This is a genomic window from Coriobacteriia bacterium, from assembly GCA_034370385.1.
Lineage (GTDB): Bacteria > Actinomycetota > Coriobacteriia > Anaerosomatales > PHET01 > JAXMKZ01.
This window is the reverse complement of record JAXMKZ010000029.1, coordinates 90787-106573: the sequence shown is the minus strand read 5'-3', so window position 1 is coordinate 106573 and position 15787 is coordinate 90787. Positions and strand designations below refer to the sequence as shown.

At 66.0% G+C, this 15787-nt stretch carries 17 protein-coding genes and 1 tRNA gene; 2 read left to right on the top strand and 16 right to left on the bottom strand.

Going from position 1 to position 15787, the window contains the following annotated elements:
* Positions 1 to 89: 89 nt before the first annotated feature.
* Positions 90 to 1520, bottom strand: coding sequence for an NADPH-dependent glutamate synthase (gltA, locus tag U1E26_06640; GenBank protein MDZ4169316.1), 1431 nt, complete (start codon positions 1518 to 1520; stop codon positions 90 to 92).
* A gap of 20 nt (positions 1521 to 1540) precedes the next feature.
* A complete protein-coding gene (locus tag U1E26_06635; protein ID MDZ4169315.1) occupies positions 1541 to 2380 on the bottom strand; it encodes a sulfide/dihydroorotate dehydrogenase-like FAD/NAD-binding protein in 840 nt (279 codons plus the stop codon).
* 233 nt (positions 2381 to 2613) lie between these two features.
* Between U1E26_06635 and U1E26_06630 the strand changes: the two genes are divergently transcribed.
* Positions 2614 to 3837: a peptidoglycan DD-metalloendopeptidase family protein gene (locus U1E26_06630; protein MDZ4169314.1), complete on the top strand. Its 1224-nt coding sequence runs from the start codon at positions 2614 to 2616 to the stop codon at positions 3835 to 3837.
* A gap of 49 nt (positions 3838 to 3886) precedes the next feature.
* On the opposite strand, the gene pth is transcribed toward U1E26_06630, so the two are convergent.
* From pth to metG, 14 genes are all read right to left on the bottom strand, one after another.
* Positions 3887 to 4444, bottom strand: coding sequence for an aminoacyl-tRNA hydrolase (pth, locus tag U1E26_06625; protein ID MDZ4169313.1), 558 nt, complete (start codon positions 4442 to 4444; stop codon positions 3887 to 3889).
* A gap of 47 nt (positions 4445 to 4491) precedes the next feature.
* Positions 4492 to 5124 carry a 50S ribosomal protein L25 gene (locus U1E26_06620; GenBank protein ID MDZ4169312.1) on the bottom strand — a complete coding sequence of 211 codons (633 nt, stop codon included), beginning with the start codon at positions 5122 to 5124 and terminating at the stop codon, positions 4492 to 4494.
* A gap of 69 nt (positions 5125 to 5193) precedes the next feature.
* Complete coding sequence (locus tag U1E26_06615) at positions 5194 to 6156, bottom strand: ribose-phosphate pyrophosphokinase (GenBank protein MDZ4169311.1); 963 nt, start codon at positions 6154 to 6156, stop codon at positions 5194 to 5196.
* Between the two features lie 33 nt (positions 6157 to 6189).
* The gene (gene glmU / locus U1E26_06610) at positions 6190 to 7563 is read right to left on the bottom strand and encodes a bifunctional UDP-N-acetylglucosamine diphosphorylase/glucosamine-1-phosphate N-acetyltransferase GlmU (protein MDZ4169310.1); all 1374 of its coding nucleotides are present in this window, start codon (positions 7561 to 7563) and stop codon (positions 6190 to 6192) included.
* A 44-nt stretch (positions 7564 to 7607) separates the two neighbouring features.
* Positions 7608 to 7681 (bottom strand) — tRNA-Gln (locus U1E26_06605).
* A gap of 86 nt (positions 7682 to 7767) precedes the next feature.
* A complete protein-coding gene (gene spoVG, locus U1E26_06600) occupies positions 7768 to 8070 on the bottom strand; it encodes a septation regulator SpoVG (GenBank protein ID MDZ4169309.1) in 303 nt (100 codons plus the stop codon).
* 67 nt (positions 8071 to 8137) lie between these two features.
* On the bottom strand, positions 8138 to 8920 hold the full coding sequence (locus tag U1E26_06595) for a nucleotidyltransferase family protein (protein MDZ4169308.1): 783 nt from the start codon (positions 8918 to 8920) through the stop codon (positions 8138 to 8140).
* A gap of 17 nt (positions 8921 to 8937) precedes the next feature.
* A complete protein-coding gene (ispE, locus tag U1E26_06590; protein MDZ4169307.1) occupies positions 8938 to 9804 on the bottom strand; it encodes a 4-(cytidine 5'-diphospho)-2-C-methyl-D-erythritol kinase in 867 nt (288 codons plus the stop codon).
* Positions 9805 to 9884: 80 nt separating this feature from the next.
* Positions 9885 to 10166: a Veg family protein gene (locus tag U1E26_06585; GenBank protein ID MDZ4169306.1), complete on the bottom strand. Its 282-nt coding sequence runs from the start codon at positions 10164 to 10166 to the stop codon at positions 9885 to 9887.
* Positions 10167 to 10283: 117 nt separating this feature from the next.
* Positions 10284 to 11093 (bottom strand): 16S rRNA (adenine(1518)-N(6)/adenine(1519)-N(6))-dimethyltransferase RsmA, encoded by an 810-nt coding sequence (gene rsmA, locus U1E26_06580; GenBank protein ID MDZ4169305.1) that lies wholly within the window; start codon positions 11091 to 11093, stop codon positions 10284 to 10286.
* Between the two features lie 43 nt (positions 11094 to 11136).
* Positions 11137 to 12171 (bottom strand): 3D domain-containing protein, encoded by a 1035-nt coding sequence (locus U1E26_06575; GenBank protein ID MDZ4169304.1) that lies wholly within the window; start codon positions 12169 to 12171, stop codon positions 11137 to 11139.
* A 148-nt stretch (positions 12172 to 12319) separates the two neighbouring features.
* Positions 12320 to 12913 carry a flavodoxin family protein gene (locus U1E26_06570; protein ID MDZ4169303.1) on the bottom strand — a complete coding sequence of 198 codons (594 nt, stop codon included), beginning with the start codon at positions 12911 to 12913 and terminating at the stop codon, positions 12320 to 12322.
* Positions 12910 to 13830, bottom strand: a complete 921-nt coding sequence (locus U1E26_06565) for a TatD family hydrolase (protein ID MDZ4169302.1) — start codon at positions 13828 to 13830, stop codon at positions 12910 to 12912. Before U1E26_06565 ends, U1E26_06570 begins: the two co-directional genes overlap by 4 nt.
* 1 nt (position 13831) lies before the next feature.
* The gene (gene metG / locus U1E26_06560) at positions 13832 to 15394 is read right to left on the bottom strand and encodes a methionine--tRNA ligase (protein ID MDZ4169301.1); all 1563 of its coding nucleotides are present in this window, start codon (positions 15392 to 15394) and stop codon (positions 13832 to 13834) included.
* Between the two features lie 133 nt (positions 15395 to 15527).
* Here metG and U1E26_06555 point away from each other — a divergent pair, with 133 nt between their 5' ends.
* Positions 15528 to 15773, top strand: a complete 246-nt coding sequence (locus tag U1E26_06555) for an AbrB/MazE/SpoVT family DNA-binding domain-containing protein (GenBank protein MDZ4169300.1) — start codon at positions 15528 to 15530, stop codon at positions 15771 to 15773.
* Positions 15774 to 15787: the final 14 nt, after the last annotated feature.

The window sequence follows — 15787 nt, the reverse complement described above, 5'->3', positions numbered from 1 at the left end:
GAACCGTAAAGCGGCAAATCGTGCCGTTCGTCGTTGTTCGATTGTACCCAAGAAGAGCGTCCGCCGCGCGCCGCTCACGCGATTGCATTTCAGGATTCAGTGCGCTGGTGCATCCAGACGTCCATCGCCCGCGCCGCCTTCTTGCCGGCGCCCATGGCAAGGATCACGGTGGCCGCGCCCGTGACGATATCCCCTCCGGCGTAGACCCCGGGCGTGCTCGTCGCACCGTCGTCGTCGGTCACGATGTACCCGCGGCGTGAGCGCTCGAGCTCCGGTGCGGCGTCGGCAGTGAGCGGATTGGCCCCTGTGCCGGCGGCTATGACCACGGTGTCGCACTCGATCTCAAAGTCAGAGCCGAGTACGCACACCGGGGCGCGCCGGCCGCTCTCGTCAGTCTCGCCAAGTTCCATGCGCGTAGCGACGATGCCGGTGACCCAGCCGTTGGAGCCCGTGATCTCAAGCGGCGAGCACAGCAGCTTGAACTCCACGCCCTCCTGCTTGGCGTGATGAACCTCTTCGCGTCGCGCGGGCATCTCCTCTTCGGTGCGCCGATACACGAGGAACACCTCGTCGGCGCCAAGGCGAATCGCCGTTCGCGCGGCGTCCATGGCCACGTTTCCGGCACCGACGACGGCCACCTTGCGGCCGCGCCACACCGGCGTATCGGCGCGCGCGGGGAACTCGTAGGCCCCCATGAGGTTCACGCGCGTCAGATACTCATTGGCCGAGTACACGCCGTTGAGGTTCTCGCCCGGAATGCCGAGGAAATGAGGCAGCCCCGCGCCGGTTCCGATGAATACCGCGTCGAAGCCCTCGTCGGTCATGAGCTCCTCAACGGTGGCGATCCGTCCGATGACCTCGTCGCACACGATGCGGACACCCGCCTCCTCAAGCAGACCGACCTCGGCCTCGACGATGGCCTTGGGCAGCCTGAACTCGGGAATGCCGTAGGTCAGGACGCCCCCGGGGGCGTGAAGCGACTCGAACACCGTGACCTCGTGGCCGAGCCGCGCAAGCTCCCCGGCGCACGCCAGCCCAGCCGGTCCTGAGCCGACGACTGCGCAGCGATACCCGCTGGCCTCGGCGGTCTCGGGGACGCATCGGTGCTCGAGCTCGCAGGCCAGGTCGAAGTCCCCGAGGTAGCGCTCGAGCCGCCCGATGGCAACCGGGTCGCCCTTCTTGGCCAGCACGCACGCCGCTTCGCACTGCTCCTCCTGAGGACAGACTCGGCCGCAGACGGCAGGCAGAGCGTTGCGCTCTTTGAGGATCTCGACCCCTCTGCGCGGTTGGCCCTCGATAATCGCTCCCACGAAGTCCTTGATACGGATGTTGACCGGACAGCCCGCTTCGCACGTGGGGTTGTTGCACTGGAGGCAGCGCATTGCCTCGCGATACGCATCATCGCTCGAGTAGCCCGATGCGACCTCGTCGAAGTCGCCCCGGCGCACCTCAGCTGCCCGCTCGGGCATCGGTGTGCGCGGATCACGGCTCGGCTTGTGACGAGGTTTGTTTGGGGGCATCGCAGGCAGCCCTTCGTCGTCTACAGGTGACATGAGCATCCCCGTGAGAACTCCGAGTCCGCGGCACGCTCGTCATCGGCGTAGATGCGCTGGCGGCTCATGAGCTCCTCCCAGTCGACGGCGAGACCATCGAAGTCCGGACCCTCAACACAGCCAAAGCGCGTCTGGCCGCCCACCGTGACGCGGCACGCCCCGCACATTCCGGTGCCATCCACCATGATCGGGTTCAGAGAGACCGTGATGGGCACGTTGTACTCGCGGGCCGTGGCCGCGCAGAACTTCATCATGATCGCGGGTCCAACCGCGAAGGCCCGGTCGATGGACCCTGCCTCGCAGAGGCGCTTGAGTGGCGAGGTCACCAGACCCTTCTCGCCGGCGGTACCGTCATCAGTGACAACCGTAAGCGTGACACCGGGCAGTGCGGCGATCTCGTCCTGGAGCACCAGCAGCTCCCGCGTGCGTGCACCAAGGATGACGCTGACCTCGCTGCCCGCCTGCGCCATCGCCCGAGCGACGGGAAAGGCCACCGCCGCGCCCACTCCGCCACCGACGATCGCGACGCGCCCGACCGGCTCGGTGTGGGTCGGCACGCCCAGCGGACCGACGACGTCGGCAAGCGAGTCCCCCACACTGAGGTGCGAAAGCTCGTGGGTCGTCTTCCCCACGCGCATGAAGATGAATCGAATCCAGCCCTCGCCTTCAGACCAGTCACTGAAGGTCAGCGGGATACGTTCGCCGCGACCGGTCGTGCGCACCATCAGGAACTGGCCGGCACGTGCCTTCGCCGCGATGCGAGGAGCCTCGATGCCCATCTCGAAGACGGACTCAGAAAGCTGGCGGGTATGGACGACAGGGAACAACGGACGACCTCCGTATGGATGCCGCGGTGAGCGGACAGGGCGCAAGCGTGGGATGATTATACCCGTGACGCTCGCGCGCCCTCCGCTGGTTGTCCTCGGCCGCTGCCAGCCGCAGCAGCCGCAGCGCCAACTCGAACCATTGAGACCACGGCGGCGCACTGCTATAATCCTGCGCGAGAAGCGCCTTCCGGGCAACCACCACTACGACGCAGCCACCGGAGGATTCGAACACGATGCACCGCAGCCGCGCGCTCATCGCCCTCACCCTGACCTTCGCCCTCGCGACGGGTTTCCCCGCGCCCGCGGCTGTCGCCGCCACGCGTGCCGAGCTTCAGCAACACCGCGACAATGCCGCTGAAGCGCGCAAGAAGGCCGCCGAGGCCGACGCCCTTGCGCGCAAACTGGCTGGCGAGGTCAAGTCACTCGACGCTGAGATCGAAGCGTTCCAGAAGCAAGCCGACTCGTTCGACCCGAAGATCGCGCAGGCTACCAAACGCACGAACAAGCTTCGGCTCGAGGTGGCTGAACTGCGCGTCGAGACCGGGCGCATGCAGTCCGAGATCGAGAGCACTCAGGCCGAACTCGATACTCAGCGCGAGCTACTGGCCGAACGCGTCAACTCGACGTACCGGCAGGGCTCGTGGTTCTACTTCGACGTGCTGCTGGGCTCTCAGGACATCCGTGACCTGATCACACGTACCGAACTCGTGAGCAGGGTCATGGAATCGAACTCCGACGCCGCCGCCAACCTCGGGCACACGCGCGTCACTCTCGCTAAGAGCAAGGCCAAGCTCGATCGGTCGCTCAAGTCCGCGGCCGTGAAGAAGCGCGAAGCACAGACGGTGGAGAACGAACTCCGCGACCTCCAGAACTCCCGTCAATCCGCAGCGAACCAGCGGGAATCCATGCAGGACCGCAAGGCCGACCTCATGGCCGACAGCAAGAAGAACGCGGCGCGGCTCAGGGCGCTCGCCGAGGAAGAAGAAGCTGAGTCTTCCCGCATCGCCGCCGAGCTATCCGGTAGCGGATCGGGCCAGTTCGGCGGAATCATGGCGTGGCCGGTGCCCAGCTCTCAGCGCATCACCTCGCCCTTCGGATGGCGGATCCACCCGATCTTCGGCAGCAGACGCTTCCATGCCGGCATCGATGTCGGCCGCTCCTCGGCCGGCGGGGCGTCCCTGCATGGCGCCGCGCTCGTGGCCACTGCTGATGGCACGGTCATCTTCGCCGGCTACCGCGGAGGCTACGGAAACACCGTCATGATCGATCATGGAAACGGTGTCGTCACCCTCTACGCGCATCAGGCATCCGGCGGCATCCGCGTGAGAACCGGGCAACGCGTTTCGCGCGGCGACCGCATCGGCACGGTCGGTAGCACGGGGAACTCAACGGGCGCGCACCTGCACTTCGAGGTGCGCGTGAACGGATCGCCGAGAAACCCGATGAACTACATGTAGTCTCCCCGCACGACCTGGTGGCGGGCGATCCAGAGCGATGCGTGCGCGACTACTCGGCGTTGTACTCCCGCATCGCGACATCGATTCCGTGCTCGAGTATCGCAAGTACCGCCTGCGCGGCCGTCGGCACCGTGTCCTGCAACTCCTCAAGCGCAGCGCCCTTGAGCGGCTGCAAGACCCAGTCCGCCGGATCCATGCGTCCCGGTGGCCTGCCGACACCGACGCGCACCCGCTGGTATGCGTCGGTACCGAGCTTGTCATGCAACGACCGCAGCCCGTTGTGGCCCCCGTGACCGCCACCGCTCTTGCACAGCACACGGCCGGGAGCGAGGTCGATATCGTCGTGGACCACGATCAGGTCCTGTGCCACGATGCCGTATGCCTCGACGAGCTTCTTCGTCGGTCCACCTGACGTGTTCATGAAGGACTGCGGCTTGGCCAGGACAAGGTCCGCATCGCCGAAACGGACAACGGCGACCGATGAGCCCGCCTCGTCTTTCCAGTAGGTGGCCCGCAGGTTCTCGCCGAGAAGATCCACGGCGAGAAACCCTGCGTTATGACGGGTCGCGACATACTCGGGTCCGGGGTTGCCGAGTCCGATCACCATGCGCGTCACGAGGCGCGCACCACGGTGCGACAGATCACGTTTTCGCGCTACTCCTCGTCGGCGGGCTTCGAACCGATGACCTCGGGCTCGGTCAGCTCTTCGGTGGTCTCCTCAACCTCAAGACGCGGTATCTGCACCGATGCGACGATACCTTCCGGCTCGTCGAGCAGGGTGATTCCCTTCGGCGCCACGATATCGCGGACGTGGAGCGTGTCGCCCACCATCATCCCCGAGACATCCCACTCCATCGACTCCGGCAGCTCGGCGGGAAGCGCCTCGACGTTGAGCTCATGGATGTTGACGGTGAGCACGCCACCCGCCCTGACACCCTCGGGGTCGTTGACCAGATGCAGCGGGACGTTGGCGTGAATCGGCTTGTCCATCGAAACCGCGAGGAAGTCGACGTGAAGGATGGTGCCCTTGACCGCAGAGCGCTGAATCTCGCGCACCATGGCGTTGACGGGCTTCTTCTCGCCCTCGACCTTCAGCTCGACCATGCCGGAACCGGAGGCGTGGTGCGTGGCCCACAGCTCGAAGGCATGGCGGTCCACAGCCATCGGCATCGCCTCGCGGCCGACACCGTACAGCACCGCAGGGATCTGGCCGACTGCAGCGAGACGGTGGGCGGTCTTGCCGACCACAGTCCGGGGGGTGACGGTGATTTCGCTTGCTTTGCTCATTCTAGGGCTCCTTGTCGTGCGCGGGTCGCGCATCCGTTACGGTCCTGCCCGCTTCCGGGGCGGGGTCTGTCACAACTGGAAATCAGGGTCGAACAACTCCGAGACGCTCTCGTCGTTAAACACATTGTCAACAGCCGCCGCGATCAGCGGCGCCACCGACAAGACGCGTATCTTTCCGTGTCGGCGCTCGGCCGCCACCGGCACGGTGTTCGTGACGACCACCTCGACCACCGGCGACGAGTCGATTCTCTCGTAAGCCGGAGGCGAGAAGACCCCGTGCGTCGCCGTGACGTAGATACTCGTCGCTCCGGCGTTGACGAGCGCTTTCGCACCTTCGGTCACCGAACCCGCCGTGTCGATGATGTCGTCAGCCACGATACAGATGCGGCCGGCGACGTCGCCGATGACGTGCGTGATCTCAGCGACGTTGTGCTCCGGACGCCCCTTGTGCATGATCGCGAGCGGACAGCCTAGCATCTCGGCGAGCTTTAGGCACGCCTTGGCGCGCCCGACGTCGGGCGAGACCACACAGCAGTTGTCCAGGTGCAGTGACTCGAAGTAGTCCGCGAGGATCGGCAGCGCCGTCAGGTGGTTGACCGGCTGATCGAAGAACCCCTGGATCTGACCCTGATGCAGGTCCATCGTGATCACGCGGTCCACCCCGGCCGTGGTGAGCAGGTCCGCCACGAGCTTGGCGGTGATGGGCTCGCGGGCAGCGCTCTTCTTGTCCTGTCGCGCGTAACCGAAGTGGGGAATCACCGCGGTGATCGTCTCGGCGGAGGCTCGCTTGGCCGCGTCCACCATGATGAGCAGTTCCATCAGGGTGTCGTTGACCGGATGTGTCACCGACTGGACGAGAAACACGTGTGCACCGCGAACGCTTTCGAGGTAGCGCACGTAGATTTCGCCGTTGGCGAACTGCCGGATCTTGATGTTGCCCAATTCGACGCCGAGTTGGCGCGAGACATCCTCGGCCAGCTCAGGATTGGACGTACCGGAGAACAGCATCATCCGCTTGGATCGATCGACCATCGCTTGCATCCACTCCTTAGACGCGGGCACGCTCTACTCGCTCTTCTTCCCATCCCTGCGCGCCGTCCAGCCCTCGACGACGCGAACCTCAGACCGCTCAACCGCAAGCGCTCCCGGTGGGACGTCGCGAGTAATGGCGCTCCCGGCCCCCGTTACGGCACCTTCGCCGATCGTGACCGGCGCTACGAGCATCGTATCAGAGCCGACGAACGCTCCGTCCCCGATCACCGTGGCGTGCTTGCGCTGCCCGTCGTAGTTGCAGGTGATGGTCCCCGCTCCGACGTTCACCCCACGTCCGATGCGCGCATCGCCGATATAGGACAGGTGGGGCACCTTGCTGCCCTCTCCGATCGTGGACTTCTTGATCTCGACGCTCGTGCCGACCTTGGCTCCGGCCTCAAGCACAGCTCCGGGCCGAAGGTACGCCACGGGGCCGACGCTCGCCCGTGGACCGACGTGTGCCTCGACTACCACGCTCGAGTCGATGACGGCGTCGTCCTCCACGATCGAGTCAGCGATGCGTGTGTTCGGACCCAGCGTCACGCGGTCGCCGATGCGCGTTGTACCCGTCAGGAACGTCATCGGGAGTATCTCGACGTCGCGGCCCACTGCGACGAGCGGGCCGATCCACACGAGCCCCGGATCGGTCATGCTGACGCCCTTTTGCATCCACCGTCGATTGATGCGGTGCTGAAGCACACTGGTCGCCTCGGCCAGCTGCTCTCTTGAGTTCACACCGATCGTCTCGAGCGGGTCGTCGGTGACCATCGCGCCCACCGAGAGTCCCTCCGCTCGGAACACTTTGAGCATGTCGGTCAGGTAGTACTCGCCCTGCGCGTTGTCGGTCGTGAGCTTCTTGAGGTGCGCGAAGATGACGCGTGTGTCGAAGCAGTAGGTGCCGGTGTTCACCTCGGTGATGGCGCGTTGCTCCGGCGTGCAGTCCTTCTCCTCGACGATGGTCTGGACCTCGCCCGCGCGGTCGCGCACGATGCGCCCGTAGCCGGTGGGATGTCCCATGCGGGTGGTGAGCACCGTGCACGCGGCGCCCGATGATTCGCGCAGGGCGATCAGCCCGGAGACCGTCTCGGCGGACATGAGAGGCGTGTCGCCCGAGAGCACGACAAGCGATCCGCTGACATCAGCAAGCGCATCTTCGGCGCACATGACCGCGTGACCGGTTCCCAGCTGGCGATCCTGCCTCACGCAGAGTTCACCGGCGAGCAGCTCCTCGACCACTTCGGCTTTGTGGCCGGTTACGATCACGACGCGGTCGCACCCGGCCCGTCGGGCGGTGTCGACGACGAGCGAGACCATGGGCACGCCTAAGACGCGATGAGCGACCTTGGGCGTGTCGGAGTTCATGCGGGTTCCCTCGCCGGCTGCGAGGATCAGAGCGGTGGCGGTCATGTCGTCCCCTCGGGTGAACGTGCACGCTCACGGCGGCTGCGCGATGGCTGGGGCACCAGGATTCGAACCTGGATAACGGGAACCAAAATCCCGTGTCCTGCCGTTAGACGATGCCCCAACGCGCCCGTGAAGTGTAGGGAGCGCGTGGAAGGCGCGTCAACCGCGCAGGCGAGAAGGCCTGAAATCGCACCGCGGAATGAGACTCTAGGAGCCGAGCGGCTCCTCGGCGACGTCAGCCGGAGGGAACGAGCCGAGCCCACCTTCTGCTTCGAACTCCGAGAGCACCGCCGACTGTATGTCGCTTCGCGCCTCGGTACTGATGGGATGACAGATGTCGCGGAACTCGCCGTTGGGCAGCTTCCGAGAAGGCATAGCTACGAACAAGCCCTTGTCGCCGTTGACGACCCGTAGGTCGTGAATCACGAAGCAGTCATCGATGACGATACTGGCGATGGCCACCACCTTGTTCATGTCCACGGGGCGCAGCGTGACCTTGGTGATATCCATGACCCCCCCTTTTTGCAGCCGGACTGCCCCCGCAGTCAAGGTTAGGCACACACGTCCACTCCTCTCGCTATTCTGCGTTTCCCGTTCGAATCCTTCCGTCAGCGCGCTCGAACATCACTCTCTCCGCGACAACGACATCGATCGGCTTGTCGACATCGGCCCCGATGCAGGCGTGCTCGGTGTAGAGCGCCACGCAGTTGCCGCCCATGAGCTGCGCCATCTTCGCCTCGACATCGGCAGGACGAAGGCGACCCGACAGAAGCTTGAAGATGAAGGGGAATCCGATGACCCGGGCCATCGCAAACGGGCTCTTGCGAGTCTCGAACAGGCGCTGGCCGATATCGCGGTTCCGGGCGACCAGGTCCGGCGAGAGCACCCCCATGTTGCCGCCGGTCACCTTCCCGCCCTCGATGCGCACGTACGTGCGCTCCGAGCCGGGGAACTGCCGCGCCATGTCCTCCTCGCGAATCAGCGGGTAGCTGAAGTCGGCCTTGGCCTCGATAGACCGCGTGACGAAGTCGTCAATCGCCTCCGGAGTGAGCGCTGGCAGATCTCCGGTCGAGACGAGCGTACGCCGGGCGGAACGAAAAGAGTCCACCCCTGCGAAGATGTTGTCGGCGAAGCGCTGGTCGGACACGACGATCTTGTCAGCCTTGTCCACCCAGGATCCAAGGTTCTCTGCGCTCGGGACGACCACGGCGATGCCCCCGATGGTCTCAGCCGCCCTCAGTGCCTCGACGACCCACTCGACCATCGGCTTGCCCGCCACCGGCACAAGCCCCTTGATGCTCACCGCGGGATCGATCACGGCGCCTTCGCCGCCCGAGAGCACCACCGCGTCAACCTGCATTCTAGGCCCCTCCCCTATCACCTGATGCGCACACCGGTTCGTCCGAGCCTCGTCGCCGCGCTCCACAGCCCGCGGTCCTTCGCTGCGACCGCGATTCCGGAGGCGACCCGGTCATCTTCGCACAAGGCGACACAGGCGGAGCCCGAGCCTGCGACGATGGCGCGGTGTACGCCCGGCAGCGAGCCGACCCATTCGAGCGCCTCGCCCACCGCACCGACGACGTCACTCGCTGCGCGCTCAAGATTGTTTGCGAGTGCGCCGAGCATCGCGGCTTCGTCAAGGCTGTCGAGGGCGGCTGCCATTGCGTCGGCAGCGGTCGCAGGCACCGGTGCACGATCGAAGGCGGCGTACGCAGCCGCCGTCGACACGGCCTCCGGCGGCTTGACCAGGACCACGGCGAATCCGGGGAAGCCCGCGAAACTTCGCGCGAGTCGGTCGCCGCGTTCGGTCATGAGCGCGCAGGGCGTCTCGGACAGGAAGAACGCCACGTCTGCCCCCAGTGATGCGGCAACCTCGATGACCCGGGGGTCGGTCCGCACGAGCCCCCACTCGGCTGCAAGCCCTGCCAGCACGGCCGCGGCGTCACTGGAGCCGCCGCCAAGCCCGGCCCCGTGGGGGATGATCTTCGCGAGCCTGATGCGCACGCGCGGCACGCGTCCCACGACAGCACCGAGCGCCGCCGCCGCCCGGTAGGCGAGGTTGGACTCCGGGGCCACACCGAGATCGCGATCGCATTCCAGCTCGAGCGCATCGCTAGGCTCGATCGTCACCTCGTCCGCGAGTTCGAGCGCATGGAGCACCGTCGTCACGTCGTGGTAGCCGTCAGGGCGCACTCCGCCCACGGCAAGGAGCAGGTTGATCTTCGCAGGTGCGATGAGCCTCACAGCCGACCCCCGGACGACGACGAGCGCGGAGCCGAAACGGCCGCCGCGCTCGATTCAGTCGAAATCGCTGACAAGTGACGCTAGTTGAGCCAGGGAAAGACGGATTCTCCACTTTCGGGGTGCGTGAGTTCGACCGTGCGGGTGAGCACGTCGACGTACTGATACGAAGCCCGAGCGGTGCGAGAACGCTTCTCATCGACCTCAACCACGAACAGGGACGGATGGGTCTGCATAAGTACACCCTCGCGCTCGACGATCTTGGAGCGCCCCATGTTCGCCCGTACACGTACACGCGAGCCGGTCATCCCCTCGAGGTCCGAACGAATGCGCCCGACGACCTCGGCCTGCCCAGAAAACTCCATAGGTCAAACCTCCCTTGGTTCGAGTGGCGATTATAGAGCATGAACAGGCAAAATGCTAGTCGAAACCCCAGGTTTGCCGCAGGTTTACAGCAGGCCGCCGCCGCTTCGCTCCGGGGCTCAGACCGCTAGCGCGGCAGCCAGCTCGATGAACGCCTCCGGGGGCAGCGTCTCAGCGCGAACCCTTCCGTCGATGCCGGTCGCGCTGAGCGCGGCGTCCAACAGCCCCGTGTCGACCCCGAGCGTCGCTTTGAGCGAGTTGCGAATGGTCTTGCGCCTCTGCGCGAATGCGCAGTCGGCCACTCGCGAAGCGGCTGCGATGAGGGCGGCATCGTCGCTGAGCGGACTGCGCTCCAGCCGCAAGACCGCACTGTCGACACGCGGCGGCGGCAAAAAGCACCCCGGAGCCACCGCGAAGCGGCCGCGTGGCGAAGCGAGCAGCCTGAGCTTGACGGTGTAGGAACCGTACGCCTTCGTACCGGGTTGCGCTGCCATTCGATCGGCGACCTCGGACTGCACCATGACCGTGGCCTGCTCGAGCGAGGTGAACTCCTGGAAGAAGCGCAGCACCACCGTCGCGGCCACCTGGTACGGCAGGTTCGCGACGAGCGCGGACGGCGGGCCGAACGGGCCGGCTACCTGTGCCGCCGTCACCTCCACTGCATCCGCGTGAACCAAGGCGAAGCGAGGGCATCCGCTGGTGGTCTGCGCCAGCACCGGCTCGAGGTCACGATCGCGTTCCACCGCGACCACGGCGTGCGCGTGCTCGCACAAGGGCACCGTCAGAGTCCCGATCCCGGGTCCGACCTCGAGCACCGTCTCTTCCCCCGACAACGCGGCCAGCTCGATGATGCGGCCGACGATGTTGTCGTCCACCAGGAAGTGCTGACCTAGGGACTTCTTCGTCGACAGACCGTGCCGCGCCAGCACAGCGATAGTTGCCGAGGGACTGGCGAGCGGCGAGACAGGCACCTCAGTCGAGGATGATGATGGTCACGGGCCGACGGCCCCACTGGTTGCATTCTGCAACCGTGTCGAAGCACAGGTCGATACGGGCGCCCTTGATGGCGCCGCCCGTGTCGGAGGCGATAGCGTATCCGTAGCCGGGGATGTAGACCCGGGACCGAAGCGGGATGACACGCGGATCGACGGCGATGACCCCGCGGACGGCGGGTGCACCCGTCGCGGTGGTGGGCCCGAGACCCGGCTCCTTGGCGCTGTAGCCCGTCGCCTCGACACGCATCCGGCGTCCGCCGACCGGCGGCTTCGTCGAACCACCCCGGCCCTTGAGGTTCATCACCGACAGCAGGCTCGCACCCTTGCGCGCGGTGCCGACCGCGACCACGCGGCTGATCGGCTTCACCATGGTCTTGACCGCGCTGAGCGTCGCCGTGCCTTCGACCCCGTTGGTCACCAGAACCCGATAGACCCGCATGACCTTGCCGGAACGGCCCTTGGTGATCACCTGCTTCGTGCCCTCGGGAAGCGCCGAGTCCTTTTCGTAGCGAACCGGCGCGGGGAGCGTAGCCTCCTGCTGGGTGACCCGTACGAAGACGTCGGGCACGTGCACCGTCATCCCGGGACGAAGGGGAGCCTCGAGCGGCGGTGTCACGCCGGGGTTCGCGGCGGGATCCGTGCCCGCTGCTACGAGTGCATCGGCGACGCTCTCGCCCACGACGTCAAGCTGCATCTGGCTTCCGCCCAGATCGAGCGTCACCGGAACCGAGTGCCGAACGAGCACCGTGGTGGTTGAATCGAGCGGCGAATCAAGGGAGGGTGTCACGAGGTCCGCGGCATCGACTTCGATACCCGCTTCTTCGAGAAGGCCGGCGATGTCGGCGGCCTGAGTCCTCATATGGAAGGTCTGGCCGTTCACGACGACCGTGACCTCTTTCTGAGCCCACACGAATCCCGTGATGCTGAGTGTGATGATGAGTGCTGGAACGAGAGCTGCGATGAGATGTTGTGCCTTCTGGGACCGCGCCGAGCGAGTCGGCCGTACCCTCATCCAAAAGCCTCAATCAATCGACGACATGGCAACCACCCGGTAACGAGGGGAGTCTCGATGCTAGTCCTTTTGCGGTACGTCACGCAAACGCGCAGGTCGTCACGGAACGACTGCGGTTAGGGGGGTCGTGCAGTGCTGTTTGCGACCCTCAGGGGCCGTGCACCCCGACCGCCGCGACGAGTTCGCGACCGATGGTGATCGCCCGCTCGAGGGTATCGTGCTGGAGTTCGATGTCGGCCGGTCCGTCTGCGCCGACGATCTCGAGCGATACGCTGCCGTCGACCCCGAGGACCGCAAAGGCGCTTCGCACCGGTGCCAAGGCACAGCTGGTGCCGAACGGATCGCCGCCCCCACCTACGACCAGCACCGCCCCCGGACGCTTCCGGGCAGGCGCAGGCTCGCCCAGGATGTAGCGGCGCGCCCAGTACGGCTGACAGCGATCGATGAGCGTCTTGAGCTGCGAGGGAACGGTGGCGAAGTAGACGGGCGTGGCCACGGCGATCGCCCGTGCCGAGTCCAGCATCGCGTAGACCTCGTCCATCGAGTCCTCAGTCACGCACTCTCCGCTCGCCGAGCATCCGCCGCATCCGTCACATCCCCCGATGCCGAGCGAGGATGCGACGAGCCGAACCGGAGTGCCGCCCGCCGCCGTCACGCCAACCGTCAGCGCGTCAAGAAGTCGATCCGAGTTGCCTTGCCGGCGAGGGCTGCCGGCTATGCACAGAACCCGGGGGCCGCTCATGCGCGCGAGGTGTCGAGCAGCTCGAGGGCGGCGGCGAACGTGTGCGCAGCGAGTTCCGCCGGCGGCTCATCCCGGGCTTGGGCTACGCGGGCAGCGGTGAACGCGACGAGCGCGGGTTCGCAGGAGCGCCCGCGAAACGGTTCGGGAGCCATGAACGGACAGTCCGTCTCGGTGAGCAGCCTGCCTGCGGGCACCAGTCGCGCGCTCGCTCGGACTTCTTCGGCCTTCTTGAAGGTCACCGGACCGGCAAAACTGACGTGACACCCCATCGCGAGGAACGGCTCCAGTGCGATCGGGTCGAGGTTGAAGCAGTGGAGGATGAGTCCCGCGGGCGGCGCGCCGACGTCGGCGATGATGGCGGCACCATCGTCGTGAGCCTCTCGGAGATGCACGACACCGGGCAGCCCGAACTCAGAAGCCAGCGCCAGGTGCGTGCGCATGGCCTCGCGCTGCGTGGTGCGCGGCGAGTGGTCGTAGTGGAAATCCAAGCCGAGTTCACCGACCGCGCAGGTCAGCGGGTCGGCCGCCAACCTGCGAAACTCGGATTCGGCTGCTGCGTCCCAGTCCTTCGCGTTGTGCGGGTGCGCGCCGAGCACCACGCGCACGCGGGGCAACGGCGTCGAGGCGCAGTCGGCAGCATCGAGCAGTTCGCGTGCATTGGCCAGCCACGAGGGCAGCTTGTCGTACGTTCGCCCCGCACCTTCGGTGACGTCGGCCACGGTTGCGATGAACCCCACGCCGGCCAGCGCTGCTCGCGCGAGCGCCGCGCCCGGGTCGTCGAGCATGTCCAGATGCGCGTGCGTATCGGCCACGGGGTTGCCGCCGAACTCCGGCGCCGCCACCGCCCGGCCCTTGGCATCGGAGAACAGCGGCCTGAACAGCGAGGGGGCCTCGGCGGAGTCGGCGGAGTCCGGCACGTTACTCGGCTTCCTTGTCGATGCGGGGGAACAGCGGGTCGCCCTTCTCCACCGGGTTGCCTGCCGGCAGCCGGCCCCATGCTGATTCAGCCGCGATGTCCGTCACCGCGGTGATGTCGGGCAGGCCCATCCGGCGCCAGACCTCATTCGATGTGGTCGGCATGACCGGCGCGCAGAAGAGCGCGGCGATGCGGACCGCCTCGAGCGCGTTGTAGAGCACGTCGAACAAGCGCGCCATCGTCTCCTCCGACTTGGCGAGGTTCCACGGCGCTGACTCCTCGATGTAGCGGTTGGTGGCCTTGATGAGATCCCACGCCGACTCCAGGGCGCTGACGTAGTCAAGCTCGCTCATGGCGGCCTCGTAGCGACCCGGCAGGCCCTCGGCCACACCACGCAGCACGTCGTCGTCAGGGCTTGGCTCACCACCGCTCGCCTCCGGCACGCGGCCGTCGCAGTACTTGCCCACCATGTTGAACAGACGGGAGCACAGATTGCCCCAGTCGTTGGCGAGGTCGCCGTTGATGCGCTGGATCATCGCCTCCATGGAAATGGAGCCGTCGGCACCGAACTGCACGTCGCGCAGGAAGTAGTATCGGTAGGCGTCGACGCCGAACTTGGCCACGAGGTCAGCCGGCGAGACGGCGTTGCCCTTGCTCTTGGACATCTTCTCGCCCTTGGTGAGCAAGAATCCGTGGGCGAAGACGGACTCGGGCAGCGGCAACCCCGCCGCCATCAGCATCGCCGGCCAAATCACGCAGTGGAAGCGGATGATGTCTTTGCCGACGAAATGGACCTGCGCCGGCCAGTAGCGCTCGAAGCGCGCGGCCGCTTCTGGATCTTCGGAACCGTAGCCGACTGCCGTGACGTAGTTAAGTAGAGCATCGATCCACACGTAGGTCACATGGTTCTCGGCGAAGGGAAGCGGCACACCCCAGGAGAAGGTGGTCCGTGAGATGGACAGGTCTCGAAGGCCGCTCTCCACAAACGAGATGACCTCGTTGCGGCGCGTCGCGGGTCGGATGAACCCGGGATGCTCTTCGTAGTAGGCAAGCAGGCGCTCTGAGAACTCCGAGAGCTTGAAGAACCAGTTCTCCTCGCGAATGAACTGCACGTCACGGCCGCAGCCGGGGCACTTGCCCTCCTCAAGCTGATCCTCGGCGTAGAAGGTCTCGTCGGGCACGCAGTACCAGCCCTCATACCCGCCCTTGTAGAGGTAGCCCTCGTCATGAAGTCTGGTCCAAAACGCTTGGACGCCTCTCTTGTGCCGCTCCTGCGTCGTGCGGATGAAGTCGTCGTTGCTGATGCCGAGCATCTCCCACGCTTCGAGGAAGCGCGGCGCGATCGAGTCGCACCACTCCTGCGGGGACATGCCGTTCTCCTCGGCAGCCTGGGCGACCTTCTGCCCGTGCTCATCGAGGCCGGTGAGGAACACCACGTCGTCCCCCGCCATCCGGCGGTACCGCGCAAGCGCGTCGGCAGCCACCGTCGTATAGGCGGTTCCCAGGTGAGGCACCGAGTTCACGTAGTAGATCGGAGTGGTGAGATAGTAGGGCTGACGGCTCATGGTGTTTCGGCGCTCCATCGCTGTGGGTAATACTGGAAGTGAAGGTGCCCGCGGCACACGCGGCTGCCTCACGTGCAGATTCTAACCGTTCGTCGCGCCGACAACGCGGCTACCACGCAAGGGAGCACTCGCCATGCACGACACCGGCATCGTGAGAAGGGTCGACGACCTGGGTCGCATCGTGATTCCCATGGAGCTGCGTCGCACCCTGGGCATCAAGGTCAAGGACCCGCTCGCCATCTTCGTGGAGGGGGATCGCATCATCTTGCAGAAGCACAAGGACGTCTGTGCGATCTGCGGTGCCGCCGACTCGACCATGGTCACCGTCAGCGACAGGCCCGTGTGCGAGGCCTGTACCTCTGCGATTCGCGCGCTCTGAGGGCTCCTCGCCCG